14 protein-coding genes are annotated in these 15400 nt (G+C 56.1%); 12 read left to right on the forward strand and 2 right to left on the reverse strand.

Annotated features, from left to right (window positions below; translation table 11 throughout):
• Positions 1-111 precede the first annotated feature (111 nt).
• Genes KO536_RS16365 through KO536_RS16375 form a run of 3 tightly spaced genes read left to right on the forward strand, consistent with a single transcriptional unit; the run spans position 112 to position 2788 of the window.
• On the forward strand, positions 112-987 hold the full coding sequence (locus KO536_RS16365; protein ID WP_133078281.1) for a hemin ABC transporter substrate-binding protein: 876 nt from the start codon (positions 112-114) through the stop codon (positions 985-987).
• Positions 988-1037: 50 nt separating this feature from the next.
• A complete protein-coding gene (locus tag KO536_RS16370; RefSeq protein WP_219262452.1) occupies positions 1038-2021 on the forward strand; it encodes an iron ABC transporter permease in 984 nt (327 codons plus the stop codon).
• Positions 2021-2788, forward strand: a complete 768-nt coding sequence (locus KO536_RS16375) for a heme ABC transporter ATP-binding protein (RefSeq protein WP_133078279.1) — start codon at positions 2021-2023, stop codon at positions 2786-2788. The genes KO536_RS16370 and KO536_RS16375 overlap by 1 nt, the downstream gene beginning before the upstream one ends.
• A 234-nt stretch (positions 2789-3022) precedes the next feature.
• Here KO536_RS16375 and KO536_RS16380 read toward each other — a convergent pair whose 3' ends face one another.
• Positions 3023-3295: a TfoX/Sxy family protein gene (locus tag KO536_RS16380; protein WP_133078278.1), complete on the reverse strand. Its 273-nt coding sequence runs from the start codon at positions 3293-3295 to the stop codon at positions 3023-3025.
• Positions 3296-3634: 339 nt separating this feature from the next.
• Positions 3635-5191 (reverse strand): AAA family ATPase, encoded by a 1557-nt coding sequence (locus tag KO536_RS16385; protein WP_219262447.1) that lies wholly within the window; start codon positions 5189-5191, stop codon positions 3635-3637.
• 116 nt (positions 5192-5307) lie between these two features.
• Here KO536_RS16385 and mrcB point away from each other — a divergent pair, with 116 nt between their 5' ends.
• The 9 genes from mrcB (at position 5308) to msrQ (ending at position 15128) form a co-directional block, all read left to right on the forward strand.
• Complete coding sequence (gene mrcB, locus KO536_RS16390; protein WP_219262448.1) at positions 5308-7632, forward strand: penicillin-binding protein 1B; 2325 nt, start codon at positions 5308-5310, stop codon at positions 7630-7632.
• Positions 7633-7648: 16 nt separating this feature from the next.
• Positions 7649-8389 (forward strand): M48 family metallopeptidase, encoded by a 741-nt coding sequence (locus KO536_RS16395; protein WP_133078275.1) that lies wholly within the window; start codon positions 7649-7651, stop codon positions 8387-8389.
• A gap of 5 nt (positions 8390-8394) precedes the next feature.
• On the forward strand, positions 8395-8724 hold the full coding sequence (locus KO536_RS16400; protein ID WP_219262453.1) for a YqcC family protein: 330 nt from the start codon (positions 8395-8397) through the stop codon (positions 8722-8724).
• Positions 8725-9133: 409 nt separating this feature from the next.
• Positions 9134-10858: an acetolactate synthase 3 large subunit gene (locus KO536_RS16405; RefSeq protein WP_133078274.1), complete on the forward strand. Its 1725-nt coding sequence runs from the start codon at positions 9134-9136 to the stop codon at positions 10856-10858.
• Between the two features lie 2 nt (positions 10859-10860).
• A complete protein-coding gene (gene ilvN, locus KO536_RS16410; RefSeq protein ID WP_016783407.1) occupies positions 10861-11352 on the forward strand; it encodes an acetolactate synthase small subunit in 492 nt (163 codons plus the stop codon).
• A 49-nt stretch (positions 11353-11401) separates the two neighbouring features.
• Positions 11402-12418, forward strand: coding sequence for a ketol-acid reductoisomerase (ilvC, locus tag KO536_RS16415; RefSeq protein ID WP_133078273.1), 1017 nt, complete (start codon positions 11402-11404; stop codon positions 12416-12418).
• Positions 12419-12561: 143 nt separating this feature from the next.
• On the forward strand, positions 12562-13419 hold the full coding sequence (pssA, locus tag KO536_RS16420; protein WP_019825985.1) for a CDP-diacylglycerol--serine O-phosphatidyltransferase: 858 nt from the start codon (positions 12562-12564) through the stop codon (positions 13417-13419).
• Positions 13420-13482: 63 nt separating this feature from the next.
• Positions 13483-14496 carry a protein-methionine-sulfoxide reductase catalytic subunit MsrP gene (msrP, locus tag KO536_RS16425; RefSeq protein ID WP_219262449.1) on the forward strand — a complete coding sequence of 338 codons (1014 nt, stop codon included), beginning with the start codon at positions 13483-13485 and terminating at the stop codon, positions 14494-14496.
• Positions 14496-15128: a protein-methionine-sulfoxide reductase heme-binding subunit MsrQ gene (msrQ, locus tag KO536_RS16430; protein WP_133078271.1), complete on the forward strand. Its 633-nt coding sequence runs from the start codon at positions 14496-14498 to the stop codon at positions 15126-15128. Before msrP ends, msrQ begins: the two co-directional genes overlap by 1 nt.
• Positions 15129-15400: the final 272 nt, after the last annotated feature.

Here is a 15400-nt window from a genome sequence, read left to right on the forward strand (position 1 = left end):
CGTGCAAATGCAAACAATTATCAAATGGCGGCTTGCTCTGCGATGTGCTGTTTTCACGGCGTGACAATCCCCTTGTCCCGTTGAGCCCTCTTTTTCAAGGAATGCCCCTGTATGCGCCTGAGTACCCGCCTGATTTCGCTCTGTGCAGGCCTTATGATCAGTCATGCCAGCCTGGCTGGCGAGTTGCCACAACGCTGGGTCAGCGCGGGTGGAGCGCTTTCGGAGTGGGTAAGCGCGTTGGGCGCGGAGTCTAAATTGGTTGGGGTCGATACCACCAGCCAACATCCTGAATCACTCAAGTCGCTGCCCAGCATCGGTTATCAGCGCCAGCTTTCGGCAGAAGGGATCCTGAGCCTGAAACCGGATGTCCTGATCGGCACTGACGAGATGGGACCGCCGCCGGTTTTGGCACAGATTCGCGGTGCAGGTGTCCCGGTAGAGATGTTTTCGGCCAAGGCCGATCTTGCAAGCCTTGAAGCCACCTTGAAGCATTTGGGGCGACTGCTGGGTAACGAGGCGCAAGCGGGGCAACTGTTCAATGACTACCAGCAACAACTTGTTCGTCATCAGCAGCAGGTAAAGGCGGCACAAGCCGATCACAAGAAGCCTGGGGTGCTGTTGTTATTGGGGCACGCGGGGGGCAAGCCGCTGATTGCCGGCAAGGATACGGCGGCAGACTGGCTGCTGACTCAAGCTGGCGGACATAACCTGGCCACCCACACCGGCTACAAGCCGTTTTCTGTGGAGGCGCTGGCAGGGCTCAATCCTGAAGTTTTGGTGTTTGCGGATCGCAGTTTGACAGGTGAGGCGGCTCGCACGGCACTGTTCAAGGAAAACCCGGTATTGGCGTCTATCCGTGCGGCTAAAAATGGCCGCGTGTACGAGCTGGACCCAACACTGCTGGTGGGTGGACTGGGGCCACGATTGCCAGCCAGCTTGAAGCAACTGACAGCAGACTTTTATCCCGCGGCCCCGGCTAACCCATGAGGACCCTGGTTAAACCCCGATCATTGTTTATTGGCCTGAGTGCCCTGTGCCTGTTGGCGACGTGGTTGTCGCTGGCGCTGGGGCCTGTGAGCTTGCCGTTGTTTGACACCCTGCGCGCGGCTCTGAGGTTGCTGGGCATACCGATACCGGGCGAAGGTCTGGAGCAGGCCGAGCTGATCCTGGGGCAGATTCGTTTGCCTCGGACATTGCTGGGGTTGGCAGTTGGCGGTGTGCTGGCGTTGTCAGGTGTAGCCATGCAGGGGTTGTTCCGTAACCCGTTGGCCGACCCCGGGTTGGTCGGTGTGTCCAGCGGCGCAGCCTTGGGTGCGGCGATTGCGATTGTGGGCGGATCTGCGTTTGGCGGGCTGCCAGAGTTTATCGGACCCTATTTGCTGTCGCTGTGCGCGTTTCTCGGGGGGTTGGGTGTAACGGCACTGGTGTATCGGCTGGGGCGGCGCAACGGTCAGACCAATGTCGCCGTCATGTTGCTTGCGGGGATCGCGCTGACAGCTTTGGCCGGTTCGGCGGTCGGATTGTTTACCTATCTGGCAGATGACGCGACATTGCGTACCCTGACTTTCTGGAATCTGGGCAGTCTTAATGGCGCCAGTTACGCGCGGTTGTGGCCCTTGTTGATTGTTACTGTGGGTGTTGCCTTGTGGTTGCCTCGGCGAGCAAGTGCGCTCAATGCGCTGTTGTTGGGAGAGTCGGAGGCCAATCATCTGGGGATCGACGTCGAAGGCCTTAAGCGCGAGCTGGTGTTTTGCACGGCCTTGGGTGTGGGCGCTGCTGTGGCGGCGGCAGGGATGATTGGTTTTATCGGGCTGGTGGTGCCGCATCTGGTACGGCTGCTGGCAGGGCCTGATCACCGCGTGCTGTTACCTGCTTCCGTGCTGGCAGGTGCAGCGTTACTGCTGTTTGCCGACTTGATTGCACGACTGGCCCTGGCACCTGCAGAGCTGCCCATCGGGATTGTTACCGCATTCCTTGGGGCGCCGTTCTTCCTCTACTTACTGTTGCGAGGTCGCCACTGATGCTGCGTGCGGAGAATCTGCAGATCCGTCGTGACCGGAAAATCGTGTTGGCGGATGTCACTCTTGATGTACGTCCGGGTGAAGTGCTGGGCGTGCTGGGCCCCAATGGCGCGGGTAAAAGCACACTGCTGGCCGCGTTGTGCGGGGACTTGGCTCCGAGTGGGGGGCAGGTCTGGCTGGACCAGCAAGTCCTGGGCAACTTCAAGGGCGCGCAACGGGCCCAGCGTCTTGCGGTCTTGCCGCAGACCTCTACCCTGGATTTCGCCTTTCGTGTTGAAGAAGTAGTGGGTATGGGGCGACTGCCACATCAGACAGGTCGGACCCGCGATTCAGAAATCATTCACGCCGCGTTGCAGGCGGCTGACGTTGAGCACTTGGCGGGGCGCAGCTATCTGGCGTTGTCGGGTGGTGAGCGGCAACGGGTGCATCTGGCGAGGGTGCTGGCGCAATTATGGCCAGGGCAAAGCGGGCAAACCCTGTTGCTTGATGAGCCGACCTCCATGCTCGACCCATTGCATCAGCACACGACGCTCAAGGCCATTCGTGCGTTCGCGGACCGCGGAGCGGCGGTACTGATCATCCTCCATGACCTGAATCTTGCCGCGCGTTACTGCGATCGTCTGTTGTTGCTTGAGGAGGGACGTCCCCGAGCCCTGGATTGTCCGCAAAAGGTGCTGCAGCCGGACGCGCTAAAAGCCGTTTTTGGTCTGGACGTTTTAGTGCAGCCTCACCCGGAGCTGGGCTGCCCGATGGTGATTGCCCGCTGAGCAGGTAGCGTGAGTCATTTGGCTGGCGCTTTTCGGCAGGCAAAAAAAGACCCGGCAAGAGCCGGGTCAAATAACCGTGATTAGCCTGATGAGGAGATTTTCTGAGAGTCCGAACCAAGGGCCTTTCAGAAGATCGACTGATCTCGCGACCAGATGGCGTAATCATAACAATTCTCATTACCATGTCAACAACTGTTTTTTACCGTTCATCGTGCGTGTTTGAAATGAGTCACTTCAGGCTTTTTTCAACGTGGCCAGGTGATCCACCTGCTGGTTCAGCTCTTCTTTGCGCTGCGCGGGGATATCGTTCCAGTGAACATCCAGCAAGGCTCCTTCAATCGCATACAGCAATACTTTAGAAGCCCTGAAGCCCCGGGCCTTTACTGCTCGATATGCATCAACAGCCCCCAGACGTCTCAAGTCCGAGGCGCTGTGAATACCAACAGCGTGAAGCCATTGCGCTGAGGTCTTCCCAAGATTTTTCAAATGCTGGAGTTCATCATTCATCAGCTCTCCTTGCGACGGCGTGAGCTCAGCGTTTATGGGGCATTTTGATTCTACGAAGTGTAGCGCTCAGTAGGAAAACCGCAGTCCGTTAGTCGGTTTTGGAACAAAGGATTGGCTCTGAACAACAAGGATTTTGTCAGAAGATGGCGGGGGCGTAGGGGATAGAGCGTCTGAGGCGGTGCAACCCTGCATGATCCATTGCACTGCATGTGTGCTGGATCGGGTGTCGTAATTGTATTACCGGCAGTGCTGGCGAGTACGAACACTAAAGGCCGCTCAATTTCACCGGTGCTCAATTGAGCCGTGAAACCATTGCGGTTTCACGGCTAGCGCGAATCCTTACAGGCCTGGCAAGCGCTGGCGAATATCAGCGATCAGGGTGTCGAGGCTTTTGCTGTTGTGGGTTTCAACACATTTGCTGCGCAGGATTTCATCGGCGCCCAGGGCTTCGCGACTGGCTTGCTGTGCCTTGACTACTTCCAGAGTGGCGTCAGAAGGGTCGGTGCCAATGGACTTGCGATGGGCCAGCCAGCCTTCGATCACGGCGTCTGGCGCTGTGCAGTCAAGGATCAGGCAAGGCACGCCGGTGGCTTCTGCTACTTGAGCGGCGGCATCGCGCTGTTCACGCTTGAGGTAGGTAGCGTCGATCACCACGGGGAAACCCGCACGCAGCACGATGCCAGCCAGTTCATGCAGCTTGTTGTAGGTAGCAGTGCTGGCGTCGGCATTGTAAATGCCATCGCCTACCGCGTTTTCAGTGGTCTGCTGTCCGAACAACTGCTTGCGGATAACGTCTGAGCGCAGACGAATCGCCCCCAGTGCCTCGACAAGGCGCATGGCGACTGAGCTTTTGCCTACAGCCGAAACACCGTGGGTGATCGTCAGGAAGCGTGAAGGGATAGTGCTGTAGCTTTCCGCCAGATTGGCGTAATTGCGGTATTGGCGCAGTGTGGCCGCGCGCTGAACAGGGCTGGCTTCTGCAGGCATGCTGAACAGGCTGATTTTGGCGCGAACCAGTGCACGGTAGGCTTTGTAGAAGTTCAGCAGCTCCAGGCCCTGATAATCGCCTGTCAGCTCCAGGTACTGGCTGACAAACCGTCGAGCCAGCGACTTAAGGCCACGGTCTTCAAGGTCCATCGCCAGAAAAGCGGTGTCGGCATACACATCGGTAAAGCGGAAAGGCTCGTTGAATTCAATGCAGTCGAAAATCACTACCTTGCCATCAATGATGGTGGCGTTGCCCAAGTGAATGTCACCGTGGCATTCGCGGATGAATCCCTGTGCCTTGCGCTGCTCGAACAACGGCTTGAGGCGGGTAAAGCTTGCTTCTGCCCAGGCCTGGAGCGCGTCCAGTTGCAGCAGGTCAGCTTTGTCCGAAAGAAATGGGCGAATCTGATCGAAGTTCTGACGGACAGGATCCATCACGGCTTCTGGAGTACCTTGGTAGTGTTCAGCAGGAACGTGGGGCGCCTGAGTGTGGAACAGGGCGATCTGCTGGGCCATTTCGTCGACATGGGCGGCGTTGAGTTCGCCATTGGCTTGCAAGGTGCTCAGCAGCTGGCTTTGCGGGAACTGACGCATTTTCAGCACATATTCGATGGCCGGGCCTTCGCCGCCCAGTGCTGGCGCTTCGGCAGTACCGGTGATCGGCAAGACCTCGAGGTACAGCCCTTCGGTCAGGCGCTGGTTCAGGCGCAGCTCTTCATTGCAGAAGTGCTCGCGACCGCTGAGCTCGGTGAAGTCCAGAAAGCCAAAGTTGACGGGCTTCTTAAGTTTGTAGGCGTACGGCCCCGTAAGGATGACCCAGGAGATGTGCGTCTCGATAACCTGAAACCCATCGACTTCATGGGGGTAGAGGTCCGGGTTTTGCAGGGCGGCAATCAGGTTCTGGCTCACGGTTGATCCTTCAAGGTCTGGAAAATTCGATGCGCCATTATGGCGGCTGACAGCGGGAGTGCAAACCGCCGGGCTGCGCATGATGAACATGAATAAAGTGCGTATAATCTCGCGCCATGACTCGTACCCGATCTCCTCGTTCTCGTTCCAAACGTCCTTCTGGCGGCCTTCGGCCCTGGCTGGGCTGGGCAATCAAGCTCAGTCTGGTCGGTCTGGTGGTGCTGGCAGGTTTTGCCGTCTATCTGGATGCCATCGTGCAGGAGAAGTTCTCCGGCAAGCGCTGGACCATCCCGGCCAAGGTTTATGCCCGGCCGCTGGAGCTGTTCGTCGGCCAGAAGCTGAGCAAGAACGACTTCCTCACGGAGCTCGATGCGCTGGGCTACCGCCGTGAAAGCGTGGCCAATGGCCCTGGTGCCGCAGCAGTCAATGGCAACACGGTCGACCTCAATACCCGTGGCTTCCAGTTTTATGAAGGTGCTGAACAGGCACAGCCGGTACGTGTACGTTTTTCTGGTGACTATGTAGCAGAGCTGTCATCGACCAATGGTTCCAAGCTGCCTGTGGTGCGCCTTGAGCCGTTGCTGATCGGTGGCCTCTATCCGAAAAACCTCGAAGACCGGATCCTGATCAATATCGATCAAGTGCCGCCGTTTCTGCTTGAAACGCTGGTAACGGTAGAGGATCGCGATTTTTATCATCACTTTGGCGTGTCGCCAAAGTCGATCGCACGTGCCATGTGGGTCAATACCTCGGCCGGGCAAATGCGTCAGGGCGGCAGTACATTGACCCAGCAGTTGGTCAAGAACTTCTACCTGACCAACGAGCGCAGTCTGAGCCGTAAGTTGACCGAGGCCATGATGGCCTTGTTGCTTGAGATGCATTACGACAAGCGCGAAATCCTTGAGGCGTATCTCAACGAAGTGTTTGTAGGTCAAGACGGTCAACGGGCTGTTCACGGCTTTGGCCTGGCCAGTCAGTTCTTCTTCAGCCAGCCGCTGGCCGAGCTCAAGTTGCATCAAGTGGCGCTGCTGGTAGGCATGGTCAAAGGGCCATCGGCCTACAATCCGCGACGCTACCCTGAGCGAGCGCTTGTTCGCCGTAATCTGGTACTCGACTTGCTGGAGCAGCAAGGTGTTGCAACGCCTGAGCAAGTGGCTGCTGCCAAGAAAATGCCACTGGGCGTGACCACGCGTGGCAGTCTGGCAGACAGCTCGTTCCCGGGTTTTCTGGATCTGGTAAAGCGTCAGTTACGTGAAGATTATCGAGATGAAGACTTGACCGAAGAGGGGTTGAGGATTTTTACCAGCTTCGACCCGATCCTGCAGATGAAGTCTGAAGCCGCAATGGGTGAGACCTTCAAGCGTCTGACCGGGCGTAAGGGTTCGGATGAAGTGGAAGCCGCAATGGTGGTCACGAATCCTGAAACCGGAGAGGTTCAGGCCCTGATCGGCAGCCGTGCACCGCGCTTTGCAGGTTTTAACCGTGCCCTGGATGCGGTACGGCCCATCGGTTCGTTGATCAAGCCTGCGGTGTATCTCACGGCGCTTGAGCGGCCGAGTCAGTACACGCTGACCAGTTGGCTGTCAGATGATCCGTTGTCGATCAAAGGCGCGGACGGTCAGGTCTGGAAGCCTCAGAACTATGACCGGCGTTCTCATGGCACGGTTTTCCTCTACCAGTCGATGATGAACTCCTACAACCTGGGTACTGTAAGACTGGGGCAGGAAGTCGGCGTGCCTAATGTGCTCAAGACCTTGGCGCGACTGGGGGTTGAGCGTCAGTTCCCGGCGTTCCCGTCCATGTTGCTGGGTGCCGGTGCATTGAGCCCGATGGAAGTGGCGACCATGTATCAGACCTTGGCCAACGGCGGCTTTAATACGCCGATGCGCGGGATTCGCAGTGTACTGACAGCAGAAGGCGAGCCACTCAAGCGCTATCCGTTCCAGATCCAGCAACGCTTCGATCCGGGTTCTATCTTCCTGATCCAGAATGCGATGCAGCATGTAATGCGCGAAGGTACGGGGCGTTCGGTTTATAACGTACTGCCCAGGAATCTTGCGTTGGCAGGCAAGACCGGTACCAGTAACGATTCGCGTGACAGCTGGTTCGCAGGTTTTAGTCAGGACTTGCTGGCAGTGGTCTGGCTGGGTCGCGACGACAACGGCAAAACGCCGTTTACCGGCGCAACCGGTGCTCTGCAAGTGTGGACCAGCTTTATGAAGAAAGCTGACCCGCTGCCGCTCGATATGCCTCAGCCCGATAACATTGTTCAGGCCTGGATTGATCCGCATACGGGTCAAGGATCTGACGCCAGCTGCCCTGGCGCGGTACAGATGCCGTATATTCGCGGCAGTGAGCCGCCAGCGGGGACCAGTTGTGGCGGGCAGGCGCCTGCTTCAGGTGAGGCCGTGATGGATTGGGTCAAGGGCTGGTTGAATTAAGCAAAGAGGGTTTTACGTGAATAAGTTGTGGATTGCGGCTGTTTCAGCCCTGGCTTTGCTCAATGGTTGTGCCAGCGTGCCTCAGGGTTCGATCCCTGTGGTCGATTCTGGTGTGGCGGTGTCGAATAACGAACGAGTTTCGGCCCAGCGTACGACTGGAAACTACCCACAGGCCACTGCGCCGCGTGCTACTCAGGCGCGCACGATTACCGAGGACTCGGGCGTTGTCGTGATGATCCCGGGTGGCGCTGCAAGCGTATCTACGCCGATCAGCACCCAGCCGTTCACGCCCGGACCGATTACGCCTGGCCCGGCGGCAGCGCCCATCAGCACGGGCAGCTATACACCGGGTAATACGTACAGCGCTCCGGCGCCGATTACGCCAAGCGGAATTCCATCGAGCAGTAGCGGCGTTCTGGCTGCCGACGAGCAGCTGGATGGTCCAGTGCTGGCGTTGCTTACCACTGCTCAGCAGCAACAGTCGAGCGGTGACTTGAATGGCGCTTCGTCGAGTCTTGAGCGTGCTCAGCGCGTGGCGCCTCGGGAGCCGCAAGTACTCTATCGCTTGGCGCAAGTGCGGATGGCACAAGGTGACGCCGCTCAGGCGGAGCAGTTTGCCCGTCGCGGTTTGACGTTCGCCAATGGTCGTCCGGACCTGCAGGCCAGCCTGTGGGGCTTGATTGCCCAGGCGCGTGAGAAACAGGGCGATGCTGCAGGCGCTGCACTGGCCCGTCAAAAAGCCAAGGTCAGCCTCTGATGGTCATGGATTCCCGTACTCCTGAAGTCGCCGGGTTCTTGTTGCTCATCGAGCAGGAAATGCGCACGCAGGGGTTGTGGAGCGACAAGGTGCCTACGGAGTACGACTTGTCCAGCCAGGAGCCGTTCAGCGTCGACCGGCTCGATTTTGAACTGTGGGTGCAGTGGATCTTCCTGCCGAAGATGAAAGTCATTGTTGAGCAGGGCCTGCCACTGCCAAATGTTTCAGGTATTCGGCATATGGCTGATCAGGTTTTTGCTCAGCGTCGCGGAAACTGGAAGCCACTGCTCAAGCACTTCGAAGGTTTTGATCTGCTGATTAGCCCCTCCGCCTGAGGTCATGGCTGCCAGTTTTTACTGTCAGCCATCCATTTTCTTGTCAGTTTCTGGCGTTTCACGCGTTTTTTTGTGCGTTCCTGTCAATTTATGAAAATAAATCTCATAGATGGCTTGACTTGGGCAGGCCTAATGACAAGAATCGAAGTCCCGCTGTAGAGGGACTGCCAGAAGCAGACCCTCTCAGCAGATCATGAGGCGCACACCCGCGCCGACCTGCTACACCCGCAACGCGTTACCTCGCGCTGGGTGGGAAACCCCCGCAACACTTGGGGAGCTCCCAATACTTGCTCAGTCAGTGCTGACGTAGTCGGCGACCACCGTCGCTCATGCTCTGCTGAAAAGTAAACCTATTAAGACCCGTTCGTATTTTTGTGAACGGTATTCTGGCGTTTTAGAGGTGAACAACGTGGAGCTTTTATCTGGCGGTGAGATGCTCGTGCGCTTTTTGCGCGACGAAGGTGTCAAATATATCTACGGGTACCCTGGTGGTGCTCTGCTGCATGTCTACGACGCTTTGTTCAAAGAACCGGAAGTTACCCACATCCTGGTTCGCCACGAACAAGCGGCTACCCACATGGCTGACGGCTATGCCCGTGCAACGGGTAAGGCCGGTGTAGTTCTGGTCACTTCCGGACCGGGAGCAACCAATGCCATTACCGGGATTGCCACTGCCTACATGGACTCCATTCCGATGGTGATCATTTCTGGTCAGGTGCCTAGCACCATGGTCGGGACTGATGCTTTCCAGGAAACCGACATGATCGGTATCTCCCGGCCCATCGTGAAGCACAGCTTTATGATCAAGCATGCTTCGGAAATCCCGGAGGTCATGAAAAAGGCGTTCTACCTCGCTCAATCCGGCCGTCCTGGTCCGGTTGTGGTCGATATCCCGAAAGACATGACCAACCCGGCCGAGAAGTTCGAATACGTTTTCCCGAAAAAAGCCAAGCTGCGTTCTTACAGCCCGGCCTTGCGTGGTCACTCAGGCCAGATTCGCAAGGCGGCAGAGATGCTTCTGGCAGCCAAGCGCCCTGTGCTTTATGCAGGCGGCGGCGTAATTTTGGGCGGCGGTTCGGCTCCGCTGACCGAGCTGGCAAAAATGCTCAACGTGCCTGTAACCAATACGCTGATGGGCTTGGGTGCCTACCCTGGCACAGACCGTCAGTTCGTCGGCATGCTCGGCATGCACGGCAGCTTCACTGCCAACATGACCATGCACAATGCTGATGTGATTCTGGCTGTAGGCGCACGCTTTGATGACCGCGTAATCAACGGTCCGTCCAAGTTCTGCCCGAACGCCAAGATCATCCATATCGATATCGACCCGGCGTCCATTTCCAAAACCATCAAGGCCGATGTACCGATCGTGGGTCCGGTGGAGAGTGTGCTCACCGAGATGGTCGCAATCCTCAAGGACATTGGCGAGAAGCCAAATCCAGAGGCAGTTTCCAGTTGGTGGAAGCAGATCGACGAATGGCGTGGCGATCGCGGCCTGTTCCCTTATGACAAGGGTGACGGCAGCAAGATCAAGCCTCAGGCTGTTATCGAGATGCTTTGCGAAGTGACCAAGGGTGATGCGTACGTAACATCCGATGTGGGTCAGCATCAAATGTTTGCGGCCCAGTATTACCGCTTCAACAAGCCTAATCGCTGGATCAACTCTGGCGGCCTGGGCACGATGGGGTTCGGCTTCCCGGCGGCGATGGGCGTAAAACTGAGTTTTCCTGAGGCTGACGTTGCCTGTGTAACAGGCGAGGGCAGTATTCAGATGAACATTCAGGAACTGTCGACATGTTTGCAGTATGGCTTGCCAGTAAAAATCATCAGCCTCAACAACGGCGTGCTGGGAATGGTGCGTCAGTGGCAGGACATGAACTACGGCAGTCGTCATTCGCATTCGTACATGGAGTCGCTGCCTGATTTCGTCAAGCTGGCTGAGGCTTATGGGCATGTAGGTATCCGGATCACTGATCTGAAAGACCTGAAGCCAAAGATGGAAGAAGCTTTTGCCATGAAGGATCGCCTGGTGTTCCTGGATATTCAGGTTGATACCAGTGAGCACGTTTATCCGATGCAGATCAAAGATGGCTCCATGCGCGACATGTGGCTGAGCAAGACGGAGCGCACTTAATCATGCGGCACATTATTTCCTTGCTTCTTGAAAACGAACCGGGCGCCTTGTCTCGCGTTGTTGGGCTTTTCTCGCAACGTAACTACAACATCGAAAGCCTGACTGTAGCGCCAACCGAAGACCCGACTTTGTCGCGTCTGACGCTGACCACGGTGGGCCATGATGAAGTGATCGAGCAGATCACTAAAAACCTGAACAAGCTGATCGAAGTGGTCAAGCTGGTTGACCTGTCGGAAAGTGCTCATATCGAGCGTGAACTGATGTTGGTCAAGGTCAAGGCAACGGGTGCACAGCGCGCAGAAATCAAACGCACCACGGACATATTTCGTGGGCAGATCGTTGATGTCAGCGCCAGTGTGTACACCGTGCAGTTGACAGGAACCAGTGAGAAGCTCGACAGTTTCATTCAGTCGATTGGTACCGCCTCGATCCTGGAAACAGTTCGCAGTGGCGTCACCGGGATTGCCCGTGGCGACAAAGTACTCAGCATCTAAAACTAACAAATGCTAATTGGCCTGAATGGCCTGGATATAAGGGAAAATCATGAAAGTTTATTACGACAAAGACTGCGACCTTTCGATCATCCAGGGCAAAAAAGTAGCCATTATCGGTTACGGCTCCCAGGGTCACGCCCAAGCCTGCAACCTGAAAGACTCCGGCGTTGACGTTACTGTTGGTCTGCGCAAAGGTTCGGCCACTGTCGCCAAGGCTGAGGCTCACGGCCTGAAAGTGACTGACGTTGCCAGCGCTGTTGCCGCTGCAGATCTGGTCATGATTCTGACCCCGGACGAATTCCAGTCGGCGCTGTACAAGGACGAAATCGAGCCGAACATCAAGAAGGGAGCCACACTGGCTTTCTCCCACGGCTTCGCTATCCACTACAACCAGGTTGTACCGCGCGCCGACCTTGACGTGATCATGATCGCGCCAAAAGCACCGGGTCACACCGTGCGCTCCGAGTTCGTAAAAGGCGGTGGCATTCCTGACCTGATCGCGATCTATCAGGATGCGTCGGGCAACGCCAAAAACGTAGCCTTGTCATACGCGGCTGGCGTTGGTGGCGGTCGTACCGGCATCATCGAAACCACGTTCAAGGACGAAACCGAAACCGACCTGTTCGGCGAACAGGCTGTTCTGTGTGGCGGTACTGTCGAGCTGGTTAAAGCCGGTTTCGAGACCCTGGTTGAAGCAGGTTATGCGCCAGAAATGGCTTACTTCGAGTGCTTGCACGAGTTGAAGTTGATCGTTGACCTCATGTATGAAGGCGGTATCGCCAACATGAACTACTCGATCTCCAACAACGCCGAGTACGGTGAGTATGTAACCGGTCCGGAAGTGATCAACGCAGAGTCCCGTCAGGCAATGCGTAATGCTCTGAAGCGCATTCAGGATGGTGAATACGCGAAGATGTTCATCACCGAAGGTGCTACTGGCTACCCATCGATGACCGCCAAGCGTCGTAACAACGCCGCTCACGGTATCGAAGTCATCGGCGGGCAACTGCGCTCGATGATGCCTTGGATCGGCGCGAATAAAATCGTCGATCAAACAAAGAACTAAATTTTAGCCTGTAGAGAAAACGCGGCCTAGGCCGCGTTTTTTCGTTTAAGCGACAGCTTCTGGTATAAAGCAGGATCGTTTGCGGGTGTGTGCTGGCCCCAAGCTTCCACCGAAACTTTCCATATCGTTGCAAGGTAATGTCCATGAGCGAACGTCCCGAAGAGCCAAAAGCGGCTTCAGACGCCGATAGCCTGCTGCCTATCGATGAGCATGTCGAAGAAGGGCATGACGCCGAAGGCCGTAAAGTCCGGCATCGTGGTATCTATCTGCTGCCGAACCTGTTCACCACCGCGAACCTGTTCGCCGGTTTTTATTCGATCATCAGCTCCATGAGTGCGCAAAGCGCGATGAGTGCGGGTGATGCTGCAGGAGCAAGCAAGTATTTTGCGTTTGCTGCTATCGCGATCTTTGTCGCAATGGTGCTGGACGGTCTCGATGGCCGCGTAGCCCGTATGACCAATACTGAAAGTGCTTTTGGCGCCGAGTACGATTCCTTGTCGGACATGGTTGCCTTTGGCGTTGCACCTGCATTGCTGGCCTTTGGCTGGGCCCTGGGTGATATGGGCAAGGTGGGCTGGATGGTGGCTTTCATCTATGTCGCGGGGGCTGCATTGCGTCTGGCGCGTTTTAACACCCAGGTAGGTAAAGCGGATAAGCGTTACTTCATAGGTCTGGCCAGTCCGGCTGCTGCTGGTGTAGTGGCGGGTATCGTTTGGGCGTTCAGTGATTACGGAATCCAGGGTTCGAAAATGTCGTTCCTGGTTGCGCTGCTGGTGGCTGCAGCCGGTATGCTGATGGTCAGCAATATCAAGTACAACAGCTTTAAAGAGCTGGATTTGAAAGGGCGCGTTCCTTTCGTGGCCATCCTGGCGGTAGTGTTGGTGTTTGCTGTTGTGTTCAGCGACCCGCCGCGCATCCTGTTGTTGGCATTCCTGGCGTATGCGGCATCGGGACCTATCCAGTACTTGTTGCGTTTGCGCCGTAACAAAAACGCCGAGTGATGTAATTTCTCCCATACTCCGTAGTCTATTGGTGCATCAGTCCTCCAATACTGCGGAGTTGTCATGCTTATCAAGCTTCCTAAGGCGTCCGACTGCAAAGAGTCGGACGTTACGCCTGAATCCTTCTATTTATCCCGTCGTGCATTACTTGGCAGCTCGCTTGCCGGATTGGCTGTGGGTGCGCTACCGCGTTGGGCCAGCGCCGAAGATGCGGTGCGTTACGCGGATGTCGAGCCGGGCAGGGCGCCGGCATGGTTTGCCGATAAGCTCCCGCAGACCAAATGGCAGGCTGTCACGGTTAGCGGGGAGGCGATCACGCCTTTCAAGGACGCAACGCACTACAACAACTTCTATGAGTTCGGGGCCGACAAGGGGGATCCGGCGCAGAATGCTGGTGCCTTGAAAACCGAGCCTTGGACGGTGGTCGTGGATGGGGAAGTGGGCAAGCCGGGTCGCTATGCCCTTGAAGACTTCATGAAGCCTTATCAGTTGGAGGAGCGGATCTATCGTTTGCGTTGCGTAGAGGCCTGGTCAATGGTTATTCCATGGATGGGCTTTCCCATATCGGCATTGCTCAAGCAGGTGGAGCCGACGTCGAAAGCCAAATACATACGCTTTGAAACCTTACAGGATCCGAAGGTCATGCCGGGGCAGCGCTCGGGTTTCGCCTTGATTGACTGGCCTTATGTTGAGGGGTTGCGTTTGGATGAAGCGATGAACCCGCTGGCGATTTTGGCAGTGGGCATGTATGGGCGCGAATTGCCGAATCAGAATGGAGCGCCGCTACGTTTGGTCGTGCCTTGGAAGTACGGGTTTAAAAGTGTGAAATCCATTGTGAGAATCAGCCTGGTAGAGGAGCAGCCGAAAACCACTTGGCAGAGCATCGCTGCGGATGAGTACGGCTTCTACGCAAATGTGAATCCGCAGGTCGATCATCCGCGATGGACGCAGGCGCGTGAGCGGCGTCTGCCGAGCGGCCTGTTCAGTCCTAATGTGCGTGATACCCAGATGTTTAACGGGTACGCGGATGAAGTGGCTTCTTTATATGCGGGTCTCGATTTACGGAAGAACTACTGATGAAGTTCCTTTCTTGGCGTATTGGGGTCTTTGCAGCAGCGGCTGTGTGGCCTTTGTACTGGCTTTATGAGGCCTGGATCTTTGCCTTGGGCCCGGATCCGGGAAAGGTGCTGGTTGATAGGCTGGGGTTGGGGGCGCTTATTCTGCTGCTGGTAACACTGAGTATGACGCCGATGCAAAAGCTTACGGGGTGGCCTGGATGGATTGCAGTGCGTCGCCAGATAGGCTTGTGGTGTTTTGCATATGTGGTGCTGCATGTGTGTTCATACCTGACTTTCGTGCTGGGGTTTGACTGGTCGCAGCTGGGTGTGGAGTTGCGCAAGCGGCCCTACATTATTGTAGGTGCTCTGGGTTTTCTGTGTTTGCTGGCCTTGGCAGTGACTTCAAATCGATACAGTCAGCGGCGGCTGGGTGCGCGCTGGAAGAAACTCCATCGTCTGGTGTATGTGGTTGTAGGATTGGGGTTGCTGCATATGCTTTGGATTGTGCGGGCGGACCTCAAGGAATGGTCGGTTTATGCCTTTATAGGTGTGTGCCTGCTGATGCTGCGAATACCCGTGGTCATGAGTCGAATTCCGCGTCTATATAAGAAGAAACCGATATCGGTATCAAGAGTGAAAATTAACCCTTGACTCAGATCTGTAACGGCCTATAATTCGCCCACTTCCGGCGCAGTCGAAACGGAAAACTCCTTGAGTTTCAATGAGTTGGATTGGTTTTTGGCGGTGTCAGCTTCAAGTCATCGAAGCAGGAAATGAGGTGTTGACAGCAGCGTGCAACGCTGTAGAATTCACCTCCCGCTAACGAGAGATCGAAAGCGCAAGTGGTTGATGTTACAGAGGAAACTTTGAAAACATCTTAAAATAACCGCTTGACAGTAACAGAGGCTGCTGTAGAATGCGCG

This window comes from Pseudomonas sp. NKUCC02_KPG, assembly GCF_019345465.1.
In the GTDB taxonomy this organism is placed as follows: Bacteria; Pseudomonadota; Gammaproteobacteria; order Pseudomonadales; family Pseudomonadaceae; genus Aquipseudomonas.